This window comes from Mycobacterium xenopi, assembly GCF_009936235.1.
Taxonomy (GTDB): domain Bacteria; phylum Actinomycetota; class Actinomycetes; order Mycobacteriales; family Mycobacteriaceae; genus Mycobacterium; species Mycobacterium xenopi.
On record NZ_AP022314.1, the window covers coordinates 4561561 to 4581346 of the forward strand.

Annotated in this window: 16 protein-coding genes and 2 pseudogenes; 12 read left to right on the forward strand and 6 right to left on the reverse strand. The window is 64.0% G+C overall.

Annotated features, from left to right (window positions below):
- Positions 1-75: 75 nt before the first annotated feature.
- Both MYXE_RS21925 and MYXE_RS21930 read left to right on the forward strand, forming a co-directional pair.
- Positions 76-1119, forward strand: a complete 1044-nt coding sequence (locus MYXE_RS21925; protein ID WP_085197025.1) for a tyrosine-type recombinase/integrase — start codon at positions 76-78, stop codon at positions 1117-1119.
- The gene (locus MYXE_RS21930) at positions 1116-2942 is read left to right on the forward strand and encodes a tyrosine-type recombinase/integrase (RefSeq protein WP_085197023.1); all 1827 of its coding nucleotides are present in this window, start codon (positions 1116-1118) and stop codon (positions 2940-2942) included. Before MYXE_RS21925 ends, MYXE_RS21930 begins: the two co-directional genes overlap by 4 nt.
- An 84-nt stretch (positions 2943-3026) precedes the next feature.
- Here MYXE_RS21930 and MYXE_RS24790 read toward each other — a convergent pair.
- Positions 3027-3452: pseudogene (locus tag MYXE_RS24790) on the reverse strand (tyrosine-type recombinase/integrase); the annotation flags it as partial.
- Between the two features lie 42 nt (positions 3453-3494).
- Between MYXE_RS24790 and MYXE_RS24795 the strand changes: the two are divergent.
- Positions 3495-3974 (forward strand): hypothetical protein, encoded by a 480-nt coding sequence (locus tag MYXE_RS24795; protein WP_232061680.1) that lies wholly within the window; start codon positions 3495-3497, stop codon positions 3972-3974.
- Positions 3975-4498: 524 nt separating this feature from the next.
- Here MYXE_RS24795 and MYXE_RS21940 read toward each other — a convergent pair.
- Both MYXE_RS21940 and MYXE_RS21945 read right to left on the reverse strand, forming a co-directional pair.
- The gene (locus tag MYXE_RS21940; protein WP_172468599.1) at positions 4499-5551 is read right to left on the reverse strand and encodes a tyrosine-type recombinase/integrase; all 1053 of its coding nucleotides are present in this window, start codon (positions 5549-5551) and stop codon (positions 4499-4501) included.
- 116 nt (positions 5552-5667) lie between these two features.
- Positions 5668-6680 (reverse strand): annotated as a pseudogene (locus MYXE_RS21945) (IS256 family transposase); the annotation flags it as partial.
- A 583-nt stretch (positions 6681-7263) separates the two neighbouring features.
- Between MYXE_RS21945 and MYXE_RS24800 the strand changes: the two are divergent.
- The 5 genes from MYXE_RS24800 (at position 7264) to MYXE_RS21970 (ending at position 12289) form a co-directional block, all read left to right on the forward strand.
- On the forward strand, positions 7264-7566 hold the full coding sequence (locus tag MYXE_RS24800; protein WP_232061681.1) for a hypothetical protein: 303 nt from the start codon (positions 7264-7266) through the stop codon (positions 7564-7566).
- Between the two features lie 227 nt (positions 7567-7793).
- The gene (locus tag MYXE_RS21955; protein WP_161552138.1) at positions 7794-8012 is read left to right on the forward strand and encodes a DUF2563 family protein; all 219 of its coding nucleotides are present in this window, start codon (positions 7794-7796) and stop codon (positions 8010-8012) included.
- The gene (locus MYXE_RS21960; protein ID WP_112650210.1) at positions 7991-9910 is read left to right on the forward strand and encodes a TNT domain-containing protein; all 1920 of its coding nucleotides are present in this window, start codon (positions 7991-7993) and stop codon (positions 9908-9910) included. Before MYXE_RS21955 ends, MYXE_RS21960 begins: the two co-directional genes overlap by 22 nt.
- A 730-nt stretch (positions 9911-10640) precedes the next feature.
- A complete protein-coding gene (locus tag MYXE_RS21965) occupies positions 10641-11096 on the forward strand; it encodes a hypothetical protein (protein ID WP_139821100.1) in 456 nt (151 codons plus the stop codon).
- Positions 11093-12289, forward strand: a complete 1197-nt coding sequence (locus MYXE_RS21970; RefSeq protein ID WP_161552140.1) for a hypothetical protein — start codon at positions 11093-11095, stop codon at positions 12287-12289. Before MYXE_RS21965 ends, MYXE_RS21970 begins: the two co-directional genes overlap by 4 nt.
- Before the next feature lie 151 nt (positions 12290-12440).
- Here MYXE_RS21970 and MYXE_RS21975 read toward each other — a convergent pair whose 3' ends face one another.
- The gene (locus tag MYXE_RS21975; protein WP_161552139.1) at positions 12441-12581 is read right to left on the reverse strand and encodes a hypothetical protein; all 141 of its coding nucleotides are present in this window, start codon (positions 12579-12581) and stop codon (positions 12441-12443) included.
- Between MYXE_RS21975 and MYXE_RS21980 the strand changes: the two genes are divergently transcribed.
- Both MYXE_RS21980 and MYXE_RS21985 read left to right on the forward strand, forming a co-directional pair.
- A complete protein-coding gene (locus MYXE_RS21980; RefSeq protein WP_112650209.1) occupies positions 12580-12975 on the forward strand; it encodes a DUF5632 domain-containing protein in 396 nt (131 codons plus the stop codon). The genes MYXE_RS21975 and MYXE_RS21980 overlap by 2 nt on opposite strands.
- Positions 12976-13153: 178 nt before the next feature.
- The gene (locus MYXE_RS21985; protein WP_085197824.1) at positions 13154-13762 is read left to right on the forward strand and encodes a hypothetical protein; all 609 of its coding nucleotides are present in this window, start codon (positions 13154-13156) and stop codon (positions 13760-13762) included.
- Between the two features lie 143 nt (positions 13763-13905).
- Here MYXE_RS21985 and MYXE_RS21990 read toward each other — a convergent pair whose 3' ends face one another.
- Positions 13906-15423: an IS1634 family transposase gene (locus MYXE_RS21990; RefSeq protein ID WP_085197826.1), complete on the reverse strand. Its 1518-nt coding sequence runs from the start codon at positions 15421-15423 to the stop codon at positions 13906-13908.
- A 352-nt stretch (positions 15424-15775) separates the two neighbouring features.
- A protein-coding gene (locus MYXE_RS21995) for an IS3 family transposase (protein ID WP_112650208.1) occupies positions 15776-17046 on the reverse strand; the annotation gives its coding sequence in 2 pieces (ribosomal slippage) (positions 15776-16773 and positions 16773-17046; 1272 coding nt in all).
- Positions 17047-17389: 343 nt separating this feature from the next.
- Between MYXE_RS21995 and MYXE_RS22000 the strand changes: the two genes are divergently transcribed.
- Together MYXE_RS22000 and MYXE_RS22005 are read left to right on the forward strand one after the other, a co-directional pair.
- Positions 17390-17824 (forward strand): hypothetical protein, encoded by a 435-nt coding sequence (locus tag MYXE_RS22000; RefSeq protein ID WP_085197829.1) that lies wholly within the window; start codon positions 17390-17392, stop codon positions 17822-17824.
- A gap of 827 nt (positions 17825-18651) precedes the next feature.
- Positions 18652-19557: a hypothetical protein gene (locus tag MYXE_RS22005; RefSeq protein ID WP_161552141.1), complete on the forward strand. Its 906-nt coding sequence runs from the start codon at positions 18652-18654 to the stop codon at positions 19555-19557.
- Positions 19558-19786 lie beyond the last annotated feature (229 nt).

The window sequence follows — 19786 nt, forward strand, 5'->3', positions numbered from 1 at the left end:
CGGGTGATCCTCGGCGTGTCTGCCGTGATCCAGCGGGGTGCGCGCGGATGCTGGCGGCGGGAGGTTGCAGTGTTCATGCCGTGCCTGGTCCGTCACCATCGTGGGGCGGAACTGGTCGCGATCACCCTGGGGCACCCGCTGCTGGATGACTACCTGGCCTTCGTTGCGGCGCGAGCCCGAACCAACACCTGGCTGGCAGTGGCGTCGGATTTGAAGATCTTCTTCGGTGTAGTGGCCAAGGCGCCGGAGCTTGTGAACGCCGCAGATGTGTTCGCGTTCTTGGCCTCTCAACGCGCTCCCCGCCTGGGCGAGGGGGTCGTGCGGCTCGAGGACGGCGAGCCTGGCCTGGCGGCACGTACGATCGCCCGCCGGTTGTCGAGTGTGCGTGGCCTGTACGCCTACCTCGCGGCCCGGGGTGACAGCGGCGTGAGCCGCAGCCCGGTTCCGACCAGCCTGGCCGCCCGCCGCCCCGGTGCTCGGCGCGGGAAGGGCGGTGTGCCGTTGATCCGCACCCCTCGGACGCTGCCGCGGGTGCTGGCGCCGAGCGAGGTAGACGCGCTGCGCGCGGCGCTGCGCACCCACCGCGACCGGGCCATGCTCGAGGCGATGCTGCTGGGTGGCCTGCGGCGCTGCGAGGTGCTGGGCTTGCGCTTGGCCGATGCCGACGCCGGGCAGCGGCGACTGTTCGTCGCCGAAGGCAAGGGCGGACGGCAGCGGATCGTGCCGGTATCGGCCCGGTTCTTCGCATCCCTGGGCAAGTATCTGGACCAGGAGCGACCGCCGAGTGCGACCACCGAGCGGGTGTTCGTGGTGCTCAAGGGGCCGCGCCGCGGCGCACCGCTGTCGGCGGCGGGCGTGGACGAGATCTTTGACGGCGCCCGGGCTCGGGCAGGACTTGAGCGGGCGACCTGCCACCAACTGCGGCACACCTGTTTCACCCGGCTGCGCGAAGCCGGCATGGCCCTGGAGGCCATCCAGGCTCAGGCCGGCCACGCATCGATCGACTCCACCCGCATCTATCTGCATCTGGCCAACGACTGGCTGGCGACGGAATACCTGCGAGCCGCCGAGGCGATCGAGGCGCAGGTTGTCGCGTCCGGCGATGCGGACGAGAAATGAACCGGTCGGCGGCACATCGCCCCACCATCGAGGAGCTCGTCAAGGCGTATCGGGCCGACCTCGTCGCGGCCGGGATGTTCGCCGGACACCCGGTGACCTCGGTGGCGCGCACGTTCTTCACCCGCATCGGGGTGGCTGGCTGGTCTGCGTTGCCGCTGGCATCGCAATGCGCATTGCCGCTGAAGGATCGACGGGTGGTTGGTTGGCTGATCGTGACGGGACGGTTGCGGCCGACCCCGGACTATCTCGTGGCGTGCCGGCCCTACCTCGGTGAAGTCGCTGCCTATCATCACCGCAGGTTTCACGAAGAGTTCGTCGCGACCTCCTCCGAGCTCGGGTTTGATCCCGTCGTGACCCGCCTGCAGTGGTCCGCCCTGGCCAAGGTGGCCGCTCTGGCCGGGCTGACTCCCGAGCGACTGACCCAGCCGGTGATCGATGCACAGCGAAAAGCATTGGCGGCCGCGATAACCCGTCACCGACCGGGCAGTCACGGCGTCAAGGCACTGAGCGCGGCGCTGTTCGGTGCGCAGACCACCCTGTTCCACCTCGGCGTCATCGACACCGCGCCCCGCAAAACCAACCCGGACCGCTCGGCCGAGCGCGCCGCCCAGTGGGCGGCGGTCCCGCCACGGCTGGCGGCCACGCTGACCAGCTACATCGCCCAGACACGGTTGTCGCTGCGGGCCTCGACGATGGTGCGCGTTGAGGGTGTGCTGCGGGAATTCGCCGGCTGGCTGGCCGTCAACGCCCCCGAGGTGGCCTGTGTCGCCGACCTGCGCCGGGCACACATCGAGGCCTACAAGCTGCACCTGTCCACCCGCCCCTCGGCTCGCGGCGGCCGGTTGTCCAAAACCAGTCTCGCCGAACACCTTGGCACCCTGCGCACCTGCTTCGACCGGCTCACCGAATGGGACGGCGACGACATTCCCGCCCGCGTGCTCGTGTTCTGCGGCGACCTGCCGATCCGCGACGACCCGCTGCCCCGCTTTCTCGATGACGCCGCGTTCACCAAGCTGCTGCAGGCCGCGCGCACCGCCGATGATCCGTTCGTTCGACTGTGCGTGGAGTTTCTCGCCCGCACCGGCCTGCGCAAGGGTGAATTCCTCAATCTCACAGTCGATTCCGTGGTGCAGATCGGAGCCGCGTACTGGTTGCACGTGCCGCTGGGGAAACTGCGCACCGACCGCTACATCCCCTTGCACCCCCAACTCAAGGACCTCCTCGACGCCTGGATCGCCACCCGACCCACCAGCCTGCGCAGCCCTTACCTGTTCATCGAACACGGCCAACGCATCGGCGAGGGCCGCGTCGATCGGGCAGTCGCCGAAACCGCGAAAGCTGCTGGCATCGGCCATGTTTCGCCCCATCGCCTCAGACACACCATGGCGACCCAGGCGATCAACCGCGGCATGACCCTCGAAGCCCTGGCCGCGTTGTTGGGGCACCGATCGATGCGGATGACTCTTGTGTACGCCCGCATCGCCGACCGCACTGTCGCTGACGAATACTTCTCCGTCAGCGAAAAAGTCGAAGCCCTCTACGACCAGCCGCGCGCACTGCCAGCCGACGCCGAAGGCGCCGAAATGCGCAAGCTCCGTGCCGAGATGCACCGCCGCATGCTCGGCAACGGCTACTGCGCCCGACCCGTCGGCCTGGACTGCCACTTCGAATCCATCTGCGAATCTTGCACTTTCTTCCAGACCACCATCGAATTCCGCCCGACTCTGCAGGCACAACGCGACGACGCCGCCGAGAAAGGACAACTCGGCCGCCAGAAAGTGTTCGACGGACTGCTCGCCCGCCTCGACGATGCCGCCTCCTGATCGCACCCAGTTGACAAGATCACCCGCATAATGCCCGAGCAGCGCCATCAACGCTTGCAGGCTCATGCCAGCATTCGCCAACTCGGTGGCCCAGGTGTGACGCAGTTGGTGTGGCGTGACGATGAGTACCCCGCCGTCGGGTGCGCGGAGCCCTGCGGTTTCGGCGGCGGCGAGCAGGCCGTTGCGCAACCGTGTGTAGCCAAGGCGACGTCCGTGCTGGGTGAACAGGAAGTCGGTGAAGGCACCGGTGCGTGGGTGCGGCAGCGGCCGGTGCACACCGCGGAGCGTGACCCACTCGTCGAGGGCGGCGAGTATGGTCGCCGATAGTGGCACCATGCGCTCGGTGGCGAGTTTTCCCAGCGGCACCTTCAACCAGGTGCCAGCCGGGCCGTAGTCGATGATGCTGCCCAGCTCCAGATCGAGCAGCTCACCGGCCCGCAGCCCGGCACCGCGCAACACAGTCAACCCCACTCGGGCAAACGAATCATCGAGCTGGGCAACAGCATTCATCACCGCTGCATCGACATCAGGTGCCAGCGCCCGTGGTAACGGTTGGTCGAGTTTGGGGAAATCAGCGGCGAAGACCAGCCGCCGTGGCGGCGCCTGTTCCCAGCCCCAGGCGGTGATGTCGTCGAGCAGGTTGCGCAGGCTCAGCACCGCCGATTGCGCGACCGCGGCCGAGATGGTGCGCCCGGCGCCGGCATTGGCGCGTTGCCCGCGCCAGCCGCGGGTGCGGTTCCACGCCAGGTAGCCCTCGATGCAGGCGCGGTCCAGCTCACGAAGATTGGCCAGCTGCGGGTGATGCGCGGTGAGGTATTCGGCGAACGGCAGCAGATCGTTGATCAGCGATTCGACCGATTTGGGCCGCAGCACCGCCGCGCGCACCCGGATATAGCGCAGCAAGATTTCCCGGATCGGGTCGGACATCGCCACATCGGTGAAGCGCTGCTCGAGACTGCGCGCCCACGCTCGCCGCTTCGGCGCAATGTCGAGCACACGGGTCTCATACAGCAGCTGCCGCAGGCTGGCTAACCGCGCCCGATAGGCGCGCCGTGACGACGGCGGAGCTGAGCTTGCCGAAAGCGTAGCGTCGAACTCCTCGATCACCTGCACGGTCAGGTCGGTGACTAGCCCACCGTGCCAGGCCAACACCACTGCCAGGCACTCACCGAGCACTGTCTCGACCCACGAGCTGGTCCAGCCCAACCGATTTCCCGCCTCCCGCAGCGCCATGAATCCGGCCGGATCCCGCGCCCCGACCGCGGCGCCGAGCCCAGTCAGTTGTTTGATCGCGGCCAACTCCACGTCCAGCCGCAACTGGCCGGTGCCGACCGCATAGCACAGCAGTGGCCACGCGCCGCTCGCTTGCAATTCGGCCGCTCGTTCGCGTGCGGGAAGGGCCATCCAGGCAGTCAGATCCGGGTTGCGAGACACAAAGTCTCGCGCGATGCGGATACGGTCCCGGATCGCTCGCCCGCTCAGTTTCAAGCCCGCGACGTGGTGCAGGTAGTCATCCAACAGGGTGCCGGCGTCGAGAGAACAGTGCACCGTGGCGGTCATCGGGATGCTCCCGCTAGCGTGGCGCGGGCGGCGCCGTATTCAGCGGCGAGTTGCTCGATCGACAGGTGCACGTAGCGGGCCGTGGTTTCTGGTGAGACGTGTCCCATCAACGCCCGCAAGGCGAGTAGATCGATTCCGGCCGAGGCTAATTCGGTGCCATAGGTGTGTCGCAGCCGATGAGGGCGCACCCGGGCTGCACCGGAAAGCTCACGGTGGCGGCGAAACAGGCTGCGCAGCCCGGCCTCGCTGACCGCCGCGCCAGCGGTCGGGCCGCGCAGAACCACGAAGCACTGCGGTGTCGCCAGCCCCAGGGGACGTTCCCAGCGCAGATAGGCCGCCACCTCGGTGAAGAACGCGGCATCCACCGGCACGTGGCGTTCCTTGCTGCCCTTACCGATCACCCGCAGCCGGCGCCGGCCCATGTCCACATCGGCCAACAGCAGGCCGCGTACCTCCGCCGACCGCAGCCCGCCCAGCAGCATCGCCAACACCATCGCCCGATCCCGATGTGTCCCCAGTGTGGCGATGAACGCCTCAATGTCATTGGCTGGCAATGACTCCGGTAGCAGGTGCGGCTGCCGCACCAGCCTGCCGCCCGCGCGGGCACGGCCCGGCCCAAGATGACCCAGCAGCCCCGATTGCTGGCGGCGCAGTCCTTGCCCGCGCCGCGGCGAGGGAACCGGATTATTGGCTCGGCGTCCAGTCATCACCAAGTACTCGAAGAAGGCCCGCACTGCCGCCACACGACGATTCACCGTCGACGCCGCAGCCGTGCAGGACCCATCCGCTTTTGCACGACCGCCGGAGCGGCGCACGCCCTGCCAGTCGATCCAGTCGAACACTAGCGGGGCATCTACCGCGTCCAACGCGACATTGCGCTCGCGAAGGAACCGCCCCAGGTTCAGCACGTCGAAGGCGTATGCGCGCAGCGTGGCCGGACTGAACCCGCGCCCGCTCAAATGCGCCAGGAACGCGTTCGCCGGATCCAACCCGTCCCAGTCACCGTCGATCCGAAAGCCGCCGTCGACCTTGTGCACCCGCACCGCCATTACACGTCCTGCCTTCCATCACGGACCTGCCCTCAGCATCGACCCACTCTGGCCGACTGGTCTGGATCTCACGCCGCTGCGTGGCTCGTGTCCTGCCAGGGCCGGTTAACGGATAGGGGATTGTTGCTCCAGATTTGGCGCCAGATCTGTTTGGGAAAAGCGGTGAACGCCAACAGATCCGGGCGGGCTGCGTCGAGGTGTTCGGCCACTTTGGGGAGCTTGTCCGACAATGCGTCGAGGACTCGATCGTATTGGGCAACAACCGATTCGGCGTCGGGCTGGTCGAAGACCGAGTGCAGCAGGGTGCGCACCCACGGCCAGGAGGACTTCGGGGTGGCCGCCATCAGGTTGTTCGCGTAATGGGTACGGCAGCGCTGCCAGGCCGCTCCGGGCAAGGTGGCCCCGATCGCGGCGACCAGGCCCGGGTGGGCGTCGCTGGTGACCAGCGCGACCCCGGACAGGCCGCGGGCCACCAGGTCGCGGAAGAACGCCAACCAGCCTGCCCCGTCCTCGGCCGAGCTGACCTGCACACCCAGGATCTCGCGGTAGCCCTCGGCGTTGACGCCGGTGGCGATCAAGGTGTGCACGCCCACGACGCGGCCCGCCTCGCGGACTTTGAGCACCAGGGCATCAGCGGCGACGAACGTGTACGGGCCGGCGTCAAGCGGGCGGGTGCGAAACGCCTCAACCTGCTCATCGAGCTCTTGGGCCATGATCGACACCTGCGACTTGGAAAGCCTCGTCACACCCAGTGTTTCAACGAGGCGTTCCATCCGCCGGGTGGACACTCCCAGCAGATAGCAGGTGGCCACCACGCTGGTCAGGGCACGCTCGGCGCGTTTGCGTCGCTCCAATAGCCAGTCCGGGAAATAGCTGCCCTGACGCAGCTTGGGAATGGCCACATCGATGGTGCCGGCGCGGGTGTCGAAATCACGATGCCGGTAGCCGTTGCGGCTGTTGGACCGCTCATCGCTGCGCTGGCGGTAGCCGGCCCGCAGATGGCGTCGGCTTCCGCGCCCATCAAGGCGTGGATGAACACCGACAGCAGCCCTCGCAGCAAGTCCGGGCTGGCCTCGGCGAGTTGGTCGGCCAACAGCTGCTCGGCGTCGATAAGGTGTGGTGAGGTCATCGCGTTGCTCTCCTTCGGTTGACTTTGCTGATCGTTCGAAGGATCACGCGATGACCGCCCTCTACCGCGCTACGACACGCCCACCGGCCCTACCGGCTCATACACCACGCCCCTGGACGCAACTACCCCGAGCGCCTGGCAACCGATGGGATGCTGGCCGAAGGAAGGCACCAGCCGCACATCGGTCCCGTCCGAATACCCGGTCTACCGGCGTTTGTCGACCCTGAAGGCGATCGCTCACCGGATAGCATCAAAGACGATCACGCATATCCGGCATATGAATGATCACGAATCTCCGCGCATGAGCCTCCCAGACAACCGTCGAAGCCGATCATGGTCCCTAGTAGTCGTTCTGGCGACGCTGAGCCTGCCGCTCTTGATAGGAGGATGCTCGGCAATGTCTCGAAACCGACATGACATTGACCATCCAGCCAACCCCTTGCCGGATCAACAAGCCATGGCACAGGTTATCGATCCTGCAAGGCAGATCGCCAAAGTCGCTGGGCTGCAGGATTTCACAGGAGGCTTCCACTGGGAGTCATGCAACGACCAAGGAGACCCACCTTATCGAGGACTTGTAGAGATGAGTTTTCAGTGGCCTATGGACGAGTCCAAGGGCTACCCCACCGAGGTCGATCCCAACACCTACTTTGACAAGCTGGCCGCGACCATGGCCGCCCACGGTTGGAACAATGGGCCGCCACCCGGCTGGCACTCGTACGGACGAGTCATCAACAAAGATGGCGTGGTGGCCGTCATGACTCAGGACCCGGCCAGCGGCAGGGGGGCCATCGACGTCTCTGATGAATGCCGCAACATGACCAACCATCGTCACAACGGCACAGTGATGGGCTTCGAAATCACCGACCAACTTCGTCAAGGCTGAACTGCTGGTCGGGACAGCTATCTGTCAAGCAGCCTCGGCTAGGCGAAGCGGTGCCGGGAGCACCGACATCCAGCGGCGAATCGGTCCGAGAACAGCTGAATTGACGAGCAAGCCACCGGCGGTACGCTTACCGACGCTCGGGAAGGGTTCGCGATGTTGGTCAACACGGAATGCTGCACTTAGAGGCCGTTGAGTCGCAAGCCGGCACGACTCGCCCGTCGCCGGCAATGCGCGTCACGGGCATCTTCGGCGACTTCGCCGTCGCGGAAGCGGCACATCAGGCGATCAGCGCCGGGCCCAGCTATCACGTGCGCACGTTGTGGGGTTATCAGGAGATCTCGGTGGAGTTGGTACCACGGCGAATTATGCGACATCGCTTTTTACTGAGCCGCAAAGGCTATAGCGCGAAGGCGTTGCGGGGCCTGTGGTACAGCTACAAAACATAGACCTCGGCAAGCTGATTGCGGCCGCTGGCGGGGACCCGTGGCAGATCAATGCCAGCCTACAAAGTGGTCGCCCGGCCCAGATCGCCGAGCTTGGGCAGGCGTTTCATAACGCGGGTCAATGCACCGCCGAGGCCGACAACGCCTTTGTGGAGGCGTATCGCCGGTTTGAGTCGTCGTGGAACCGAGACAACGGCGACCATCCGATCAACGACTCCGCTGAAGTGCAGCGGACCATCCGATCGCTCCGTGGGCAGGCGGCCCAATTGCCCAAGATCGCCGTCGACCTGGAGAACATCGCGGCCAGTCTCGCTGAGGCGCAACGAACCTGCGGTGTGTTGATCTCGACTTTGGAGGCGCAATTAACAGACATCGACAGGCGGATCGGCGCGGCCGAAGAACTCGACAGGACCGGCAACCTCTCCGCTGCGGATCAGGAGGCAGTTGACCAACTTATAAACAGCCTCGAACTCCAAGCTATTGACGACACCAAATCGACGCTGGCCCAGCTACAGTCCATTCGAGCCGGCTACTCGGACTATTTGCAGAAGTCGCTGACCAACCTGCGCACCGACGGATACGACCCGACGGCGATCCAGGGGCTAGACGCCGACAAGACCAAAGACCAAGTGCCTGATGGCATTCCACCGTCCGGGCTCGAGGCCGGCGAGCTGGCCGACATTAAACGGGTCACTAATCAGGCTGTGGTGGACCAGATGGCCAAGGTGCGCGCGGCACAAAAAGCCATCGACCACGCCCTGGCCACCGCATATACCAAAGGCCAAGGCTCCCCGGAAGGCCAGGCGGCGCTTGCGCGCCTGCCTGAGCTGAAGAAGAACCTCGCCGACGCGCTCAATGACTTAGGCAAGCTGCCCGACTACAACAACGTCGACCCGACCACGGTCCACACCAGCCCGGATGGCCATTTTGTGTTCGGCTACACCGCCGATGGCCAGCCCATGCAGGTCACCGGTCAGCTCAAGAATGGCACGGGCGAAATCTTCGACCAGGGCACGGGCACCTACTACACCTTCCAAGGCGGCAAGCTCGTCGGAACCCGCACGCTCGACCCGGGCCGCGCCGAAGCCACCGATGAGCCGCTTTTGACCGCCGTCACCCTGGCCGTCGGCGCACCGGAATTAAAGGCAGGCGGCGAGGCGGCCTGGCAGGGGCTCAAAACTCTGTTTACTCGCGAAGGCCTCGCCTCTGGCGTCGGCATCACCTCCGACAACGTCCTGCCTCGCGCCTTCGCAGCGGCCGAGACCCGCGCCGCGGCCGCCGCGCAAAGCCTCGCAACCGACCACCCGCTGCCGCTTTCGCCCACCGCCGCCGTTGACCATCCCGTTCCACTAACTCCAAGCGAGCATGCCGCGCCACCCGGCCACGAGCCGGCCCTGGCGGGCGGCGGAGCCCATACTGCACCGCCTCCCGCTTACGAGGTGCCGCCTCCGCTGCCGTCCGATTCACCACTGTTCGATGGATATCACCCGGTAGAACCCGGTCCAGAATTCACCACGGCTGACCGCCGCCTCGTCTACCCGGACGACAGTTTGCCCACCAAGCCGTATGCAATACCCGGCACCGTCATTCCCAACGCCCAACTGTCCGCAGGGACCGAACTCGGCCGTTTCGGCTACCCGGGAGGCGCTTACCTAGCCCCGGACAGAACGCCCTTCGCCCAGCTGTCGCTCCCCCCAGACGGTCTCCTAAAACCCTATTACCGCTATGTGGTAGACGACCCGACGAAGCTCCCACCCGGCTGGCATATCGAACAGTCGCAGGCGGCACCCTGGTTCCACCAGCCCGGCGGCGGCACACAATACCGAATTATCGATGAATTCGGGAACAATGGTAGTGTTGAGGAACTCGTCAGGTGGGGATTCCTGAGAAGGATTAATTAATGGTAGACTTCTCTCGCTTATCGACAAATTGGTACCAATGGGCGCCCGGGATGAGCGGCGGCGATATATCTGTGTCGACCGACTGCGAAGACTGCCAAATCCTCTTCAGCTCTACCGATTATTCGGTGCATCTCCGCAATGATGGCCATTGGTGGGTCGTGGACATCGTCAACGACCGTGGGCAGCGGCGGAGTGGCGCTGCCAAACTCTCAAGTTTCGAATTGACGGAAAAGTACCTTATCTGGGACTGGGCGACTACCGCGCGTTCAAGTCTGGCATCTGGACCGTTAGGCACTGACCTAGCTAGGCAAGGATACGCGCCTGACGTTGAAGTTTCGAAAGCCGACCAGGGTTATAAGATATGTTTGGGTAATGAATGCGCAATACTATCGGTCGTTAACGCTACAATTTTTAGTCATCTAATGTCGAAATCGGTGGATGAAATTGAGCATATGGTATACGAAGGTCTCATGTAGCCGCGTCCTGACTCGCACGATTAAACAGCGCCGGTTAGGCCGGCGCCGTCGCCAGATCTGCGGTCGCCGACCAGGCGCAGCTGAATACCGCAATCGGTGGTTATCGCTAACATAATCCCATGTCCGATACGCCGCCTCCCGCCGACTTTCCCGCAGGACCGGGCTACCCTGGGCTGCCGCCTCAGACAACGTCCGCGCCCTGGGGTCCGCCGCCAGCGATGGTGCTACGCAATCCGTCACGTGGGCTCAGCGTCGTGGCGCTGGTGGTTGCGCTCATCGGCCTTGGCGTAGGTATTGGCGGTTGGTTTCGGCCGTTGCCCCACAACGGCCATGCATCGCCGACCCCGCCTAGCTACACCGATCAACAAGTAGCTGACGCGAAGGCGGACGTGTGTACTGCATACAATCTTTCAAAAAATGAAGTGGCGTTGAACACCCATAGACCTGACTTTGAAGGTGACCCGGTCGGATCACTCGCGGCAGCTACGATGAAGCGCCTGTCTATTTACGCTGCTGGTGATTATATTTTAAACAAACTGGCTGCACAGCCAGCAACGCCAACTGAGCTAGCCAATAGTTTGCGATCCCTCGCCAGCTCTTATGAGGAATACGCGATGCGCGCCTTAAACGACCAACCTAATGAAACGCTAGATGCGCTGCGTAATGCGGTGGACGCAGACATATCTCAGATAGACCGGTTGTGTAGATGACTGATTCATCTTCGGGACCTTGGACCGAAATTCTCGTGGGCCATCAAAGCCCGAGAGGGCTTGGCATCATAAGTGGTGCGGCAACCAATCGACAGGTGATTGCGGCCGCCAATCACCAATATGCTGACGCGCTTCAGCAGCAGCAGTTTACTTCGCTTGTGCATCAGGATGGTGTCACTGCCGACGACATCCGAGAAGCTCACCGCAAAAGTGAGCAGCACCACCGCCAAATCGCAGCGATAAATGACACGATTACCTCCGCCTATCGGTCCTCCCACGATTCAGGCAGCGAACTGCAACGCGAACTCGGCAGTATCGCTCACGACGGCAACTTCAGGATAGAGCAAATCCAAAGGTCCAAAGACCCGCTTGCGATCAAAATCGGCAAAATCACCGATGTCGTGATGGACTGCCAAACCCAAGCCAATATCAAAGCAGCGACGTATTGTGATAACGTCTTCAATGAGGTTCAGAAGGTGCTCGATGAGCGCGGCATACCGCTTTCTGCGCGACAGTTCGCTAAAGATAATGGTGTTGACCTGACAGGCAAATTCGGATCGCCGAACAAGGAGTCGGTCCGCGAGCAGGTGGAGGCGTTGCTCAATAAGTCAAATGCCGCTGCAAGCACTCAACCGTTAAGCAACCATGTTTCACCTGCGGACACTCCCGGCTTAAGGCCGGAGGATTCGGCATCAAATATTGCTTCCACTCCCCCACAATCGACGCCAGTAGTCGCGCCTACGTTGTCGCCCGCAAATCCGCCAACGAACATTGCGCCAACTCGCGCACAAACGCCCCTGTCTAACGGCCCTGCCGTCCAGCCTCCGCTGGCATCGTCCAACATCGCGCCGACCCCTCCAGCAACACCATCCGCCAGCACTCCTCCTGCCCCAGCACGAATCAGCTCGCCAGCATCTTCCATTCCAGGCACCAGCGCCGTTCCGCCCGTCTCGGCACCCAACATGCCGAGCATGCCGTCGGCACCAGCGATGCCATCGACCGCCGCCAGGCCTCCTGTGACGCCAGCGAGCCTGTTACACAGTTTCGATCAGGGAATGCAGATGGGCGCCCCGATGTCAGCAGCGGCCAACGCGGTGCCACCGATGGGTCCGGTGGAACCGCAAATGCCGGAGCCGCCGCGCCGACACCGAATGTTGCTGCGACTTCGCCGGCGAGTGCTCATGTGCCGATAATCGACACTCCGCACGCCCCAGCCGCCGACGTTGCGCCTCTGCCGCCCCCGACGCACGCCCCGACCAGCGATGCTGGCACGTCCTACGTCGCCGGGCCAGCGCCGACGGCAACGCCGTCCGCTGCGGCCGCACCCGCTGGGCCATTGCCTGCCTATGGCGCCGACATCCGACCGCCGGCCTCGGCAGCTGCCGCACCGCCCACCGCGCCAGCGGGTCCAGCGCCGGCAACTGCGGCGTCGGCGCCGGTCAGCTCATCAAGCAGTGCCGGCGGGATCAGCCAGCCCGCGGTCATGCGTCGACCCGACACAGTGCCCACGCCCTCGCCAACGCCGGCCGGAGTCGGCGAGCAGGCCGCCCTCGCCGCGGCGGGCGGTACCACTGCCGGGGCCGCCTCCGCGGCAACAACTGCGAAGGCACGGCTGCAGCGGCTTGTCGACTTCGTCGCCCGCCAGGAGCCGAGGCTCAACTGGGCCGCCGGCGACCGGCCCGATGGTACTACGGTCCTGGTGACCGACCTTGCCAGCGGCTGGATTCCACCGGAAATCGACATCCCGGTCGGTATGCAACTTCGCGATCCGGCCAAGCGTCGCGGTGACCTAGAAAGCCTTCTTGGCGAGGTGACCGTCACTGCCAGCTACACACGCCTACACCAGGTGCCCCCCGCGTGTTCGGAGCATTCAGGGTGAGCGCATGGAGGTAGGGTTCCGGCGCTGACGGTGGGCAGCGTGTTGAGGTGCTGGACCCCGGTTTGTTGTTCGTGGTGCCGGGGCGGCACGGTGATCAAGTCCTTGGTAGGCAACGGCCCTCCCGTCGTCTCTTGCCCGAGTGCTACGGGAGGGCCACCTGTGTGCGCTTGGAGGCGCAGTGGTCACCGTAGAAGCAGATGTCGATCAAGTCGAGTGCAGGCTGGCGGCCGGTGAACTGAGCTGCCCGTCGTGTGGGGGTGTGCTGGCGGGTCGGGGGCGGGCTCGACAGCGGCAGTTGCGCGGCCCGGATGGGCCGGTGGGGCTGTGTCCGCGCCGGTCGCGGTGCACCGGGTGCGGGGTGACGCATGAGTTGTTGCCGGTGAGTGTGTTGCTACGCCGCGCCGACACTGCGGCGGTGATCGTGTCGGCGCTGGCGGCCAAGGCCACGCGCGGGGTCGGGTTTCGCCGGATCGCCGCGGAGCTGGTTCGCCCGGCAGAGACGGTGCGCGGTTGGCTGCGCCGGTTTGGCGAGCGGGCCGAGGCGGTGCGCTCGGTGTTCACGGTGTGGCTTCGTGCGGTGGCTGCCGATCCGGTGATGCCGGATGCGGCCGGCGGGGTGTTCGCCGACGCGGTGACCGTGATCGCGGCGGTCGCGAACGCGATCACACACCGGTTTTTGCTGCCCGAGGTGTCGCCGGCCGAGGCCGTGGTGGCGGTGTCCGGTGGCCGGTTGTTGGCGCCGGGCTGGTCTGGCGGGCGGGTGCAACACGAATCGACCCTGCCGTAACCGTCGATTGGGCCGTAAATCTGTGCGCTGTTGTGTTTTTCACGGACAGCAAGCAGAAGGCAGCGGCCGGTGGCGGTCAGCGACGACGAAGAGAAGGTGCGCACGGAGCGTGCGCGGGCGATCGGGTCCCGAGTTGGCTCAAATTAGTGCGCACCGTCGGCGCGGACCTTGGTGAGCGCGTCGCGGAGGTCGTCGGGTAATGGGTCGGCGGCGGTGAGGTTGTGGTTGCCGGCCTTGATTTTGATGGTGCGGTAGCGTCGGGCGGTGCGGATGAATTTCTTGATGCTCCAACTTGTTTGGGCCTCGATGTAGTGACTGACGGCCAGAGCGGTGACCACGATGCTCAGGTGGGCCTCGATCGATTCGCGCAAGTGGTGATAGATGGGGCGGGCTTGCAGGTCGTGCTTGGACATGCGGAAGCTCTTCTCGATGTGCCAGAGCTGGTGGTAGGCGTCGATGACGAACTCCGGCGAGACCGCGATGAGGTTGGTGGTGTAGCCCTTCCACCCGGCCAGGGCGCGGGTCTTGGCCTCCAGCGCCCGGTTGACGGTCTTGGTGGCGCTGGCGCCGGTGAGCTGGATGTAGCGATTGCGTTTGACCGGGGCATGCCCGTCGACAGCGCGTTCGGCCTTGGCGACCTGTTCATCGATGCCGCGCATTGTTCGGCGGGCGCGGTCGTGGCGGAACTGGTAGTAGATCACCCGATCGGGGATGCCGCAGGCCTTCTCCGATGAGGTGGCTGGCCAGGGCTGGCTGAGCACCAGCCCATCAGGGATCACCTCATCGGGGTGCTTGTCGCGCCATTCGCGCACCACACCTGGCAGGTGCGGCAGGCGGGTGCCCAGGATGAACGACAACCCCGCAGCTTGCAGCGCAACTTGATTGGCTTCCGAGATCATGCCGGCGTCCGCGACGACGGTGACATCGGTCAGCTGGTGGGCGGTCTTGAAGGCGTTGATGACTGGCAGCATGGTGGCGGTTTCGGCCTTGTTGCCCTCGAACGCCTCGACGGTCAGTGGGAACCCGCTGACGTCGGTCAACAGCCCGAGAGTGATCTGCGGTTCCAGGCGGCGTTCCTTGGAAAACCCGGGCTCGCGGAACCCGTCTGCGCCATCGGTTTCGAAGTACAGGGTGGACACGTCAAACAACACCAGGCTGGCCGGCCCCAAGCCCGCGCGTGCAGCGCACGCGGTGGCCAGAGATTGCCGCCAAGCCGGCTTGGCGTAGCTGGGCAGGCGGCGCTTAACCGTGGCGTAGGACGCCGGTTGGACTCCGACCTCGGTCAGGACCCGTTCGGCGTCGATCTTGCTGGTCGGCTCGATGATTCGGGCCAACACCAGATCACGAAACACGGTGTCGCCCTTGGCGGCTGACTCGAACCCCAATATCCGGTAAGCAGCACACAGCGCGTCCCAAAGATGGCTCATCTGCGAGGAGGTGATCGGCAACGGTTCCGTACCGGGCGGGCCCGCCACACCAAGGTCCAGCACGGCCTGACCGGCGGCCAACCGCTCAGCAGCCGCAGCCTTCAGGGCAGCCAATTCGGCCTCGTCGTGAGCCGAGCCGACGTGTTCGATCGAGCGCGACCCGCGCCGCGAGGACCACACGATCTGCACAGCGGTCGCTCCCGAGGCGGTCTTGACGGTGCGCACATAGGCCACCGCGGCAGCCTACGGCCCGGGTTAAGTGCGCAAATTCCGACGAAGCCAACAACAACCCCGCAGGTCAACCCGCCGCGATTACACCGAACCCCGAATCTTGAGCCAAGTCAGGATACTGGACCAGATGGAGGAAGCAACAGGGCCTGGCTCCTTAACCAAGTTCTAGTTAGCTCCTTGGTTGAGAATGCCCACTGTTTCCTTGTCAGTCCCACGTACCTGCCAGGGACCACTATCGAATAGCACGGTAGGCCGCTTCGCACGCCCAGAGGCGTTCAACGAGACAGTCGCCGCCGCCTCAAATCAATACCTTTTTGGGACGCGCGGTTGAAGCATCCCCGGTTTCATGCACACCTCATTCTGTGTGACCGGTGTGCATTCCGGTGCGGAGTCGAGCATAGTACTCGGCTTCGGCTTCGGCTGGCGGGCGCCGATTAGTGCGGTGCATGAGGCGGTGTTGGTTGTACCATGCCACCCACGCCGAGGTCATGTCTTCCAGGTCGGCCAGGGTGTTGATCGGCCCGGCGCGGAACGGTGAACCCTCGCCTACGCACTCGGTTTTATACAGCCCGATCGTCGTCTCGCACAGTGCGTTGTCTAGCGCGTCACCTACGGTGCCGACCGATGGAATCATCCCTTCGAGCATTAAAGTCTCGCCGTAATGTATTGCGGTGTATTGACTTCCGGCATCAGAGTGGTGAATCGCGTCATCGAATGGGTGGCCTTGTCGGACACGGAAGGCTGCCGCGTGACGCAGGGCTCGCTCGACAAAGCCGGTGTCTTTCCGCAGCGAGCATTCCCAGCCAGGGATCAGCCCGGCGTAGGCGTCGACGACGAACGCTGTGTAGCCGAACCCGCGGGTCATCGCCACGTAGGTGAAGTCAGCCACCAGCAGCAGGTTGGGCGCGCCGACCCGCCACTGCCGGCCCACCAGGTCCGGCGCCCGGGTCGCGGCTGGATCGGACTCGGTGGTGCGCGGTGCGCGGCGAGCACGGGTCACCCCGCGCCAGCCGTTGTGCCGCATGATGCGTTCCACCGTGCGCCGCGCCACTGGGATGCCCTGGCGCTGCAGGTGCGCCCACATCTTCAGGCTGCCGTACAGGCTCTCCGGCGGGCGTTTGCCGTCGGCATCGGGCTCGTAGTAACCGGCCAAGACCTCGGTGATCGTGGTATCCCAGAGAGCCCGTTTCGACGGCGCAGAGGCGCGGTGCGCCCAGCAGGTGCGCGCGGCGATCTGCACGCCGTGCACCACCAGTGCCCGGCAGATCGGTGCGACCCCGTAGGTACTCTTGTGCTCGTCGATGAACGCACAGATCAGCGGTGTAGCGGGTCGCACTCCCGCGCGAAGAAACTCGTTGCAGCTCTTAGTATTTCGATAGTGGCCTCAAGCTCGCGGTTCTTGCGGCGCAGCTCACGCAGCTCCTGCTTCTCCTGGCTTGATGTCCCGGCCGCCTCGCCAGCGTCGACCTCGGCCTGGCGCACCCACTTGCGCAGCGTCTCCGCACTCATCCCCAGCCGGCCCGCGATCGCCCTCATCGCCGCCCACTCGCTGTCGTAGTCGTCGCGGTGCTCCCGGACCAACCGCACCGCCCTGGCCTTGGTGTTCTCGTCGTACCTGATCGCCATCGCGCCATCCTTCCCTCAAAGGAAGGTGTGCAAAAAACCGGGGACGGTTCAGGTAATGCGGCTGCTCCAAGTTGGCAACATAGCTGCGAGCTGGGACGAGCATTCACACCGAGCATGGATTACCGGCTCGCGGTGCGCCGCAAGGTGGAACGCCGAAGTCACGAATTAGCGATACCATCGCTCCATGTCGAACACGCCTCCCTACGGGCTACCACCAGCTGGAAGCCAGCCGGGTTCTACTTCCCGGCCAGGGTCAGCAGCTCCATACAATCCGTTGCCGCCACCCATGGCACAGGCGAGGACGCCACGTAACCCTGGTCGTTGGCCCGCCTTTACCGCGCTAGTGATCGCACTGACGGGCATTGCTGTTGGTATTGTTGGCTGGTTTCGTCCCACCCTCCATAACGTCGCACCGGTCGCCCCATCTGCGCCCAGCTTCACCGAAGAACAAATCAAGAGCGCAAAAGCGCGAGCCTGCAACGCATTCGAGACGGTGCGCAAAGGCGCCGCACTTCAAACCCATTCAGAAGCTAGCGAGCCACTCGCAGCAACAGCAAACGCCCGGTTGTCTCTTACCGTTGGCAATGCCTACTTGCTGGCTCGGTTGGATCCCGCCACGCCACCGGCACTGGCCGCAGCGATACGAACGCTCGCGGATGATCTCCTCGACCTTGCCGCCAACGCCATGGCAGGAGCGATGAACGATGATCCGGCGCAAGCCAACCGGCTACGTAACGCGGACGCTGCGGACGCGCGCGTTGCCAACCTGTGCAAATGACGAGTTTAGCGCCATCCTCCATTAGTGGTTGTCGTCATTATATGTGACGGCGGCAGGCTGAAAGTTGAATCCACAATATCACCCTTTCCTGGTTAATACGTCGGCTACACATTATGGTTGGGATAACGCTCAAATCTTTGCAGTACCACGGATACATCGACCTGGAGTGATAAACGATACGCAGAGCAGAACAGGGTGAATACCGGAAGCGGCGATCAGCGATACCATTGTGCCATGCCGGATACGCCTCTCCCTCAAGTTCCACCAGGACACCCCCATCCTGGGCCGGCGGCTCAGCCAATTTCACATGGCCGGTGGACCCCGCCGCCACCAAGGGCATTCCATCGGGCCTCACGCTGGCTCAGCTTCGCCGCACTTGCGATCGCTCTCATTGGCGTAGTCATTGGTGTTGTGGGGTGGTTCCGCCCCGTGCCGCACAACAGCCCACCACTGGCACCGCCCAACCCAACATTCAGCGACAAGCAGATCGGCGATGCAAAGACGCATGTTTGCGCTGCGTATGGCCTCGTGCATGACGCGGTAATAATAAACACTCACCGCTCTAACCCGGCGCCCGGCGACGCGATCGGCGCACTTGCGGTGGCCGCGAATGGACGTCTCGCTCTGTACGCAGGGGGTGATTATCTCTTGGGCCGTTTGGCGATGGAACCGGCGGCGCCACCTGATCTAGTAGCCGCCGTTCGATCGCTGGCCAACAGGTCAGAGGAACTAGGAATGGTCTTCCTTGCAGATAAACCAGATTCCATTCAGAATCCCCTCAGACAAGACCTCGACGCAGATGTCGCAACGATAGATCGGTTGTGCAAATGAGCGCTTCGAGCCCCAAGGACTGGTCAGACCTACTCACAGGCCATCAGCGGCCAAGGGGTTTGGACATTATTAATAGCGCGGCGGCCAGCCGTGGAAACACGGCGGTCGCGCATCACGACTTTGCCGGCCTAGTAGGCCAGCAACAGTTTACGTCATTGCTTAACCAAGAAGGTGTGACTGCGGACGACGTTCGACAAACTCATTTTGAGGGAGAGCAGCATCATCGCCGTGTGGGGGAAGCAAATCGTGTAATAAAGTCTTCGTATCAGTCCGCCCATGACTCGGGCGCTGAATTAATACGTCAGCTCGATACCATAGCCGACGATGGGAATTCGAGGATTAAGCAGATTCAAAGCTCCAAAGACCCACTTCCAATCAAAATCGGCAAAATCACCGATGTCGTAATGGACTGCCAAACCCAGGCTAATATCAAAGCAGCGACTCACTGCGACAACGTGTTCAACGAAATTCAGAAGGTTCTCGATGAACGAGGCGTTCCTTTGTCAGCTCGCGAGTTCGCCAAGAACCATGGCATCGAGCTCACGGGAAAGTTCGGCTCCCCTAAGCAGGATGCGGTGCGTCAGCAAGTCGAGGCAGTGCTTAATCCGTCCGGCACACCTCCGAGCAGCAGCGGCCAATTCTCAGCCCAGTCATACGATCCAAACAGCTCGCCGTATGGCGGTGCCATCCAAGGACCTCAAGAGCCAGCGACCAGTCCGCCTGCCTCAGAAAGTCCACCGTCTAGCTCGCCATACGGAGGTGCCATCCAGCAGCCCTCACAGCCAGTGACCGGTCCCCCCCGCCGCACAAACTATTCCACCCGGCTCACCGTACGGCGGCGCGATCCAACAACCACGTGTGCCAACGACTGGCACAGCTATTCCGTCGCCAGCCGTTGGTAGTGCACCACGGCTTCCAGGCACCAGCGCCGTTCCGCCCGTCTCGGCACCCAACATGCCGAGCATGCCGTCGGCACCAGCGATGCCATCGACCGCCGCCACGCCTCCTGTGACGCCAGCGAGCCTGTTACACAGTTTCGATCAGGGAATGCAGATGGGCGCCCCCCGATGTCAGCAGCGGCCAACGCGGTGCCACCGATGGGTCCGGTGGAACCGCAAATGCCGGAGCCGC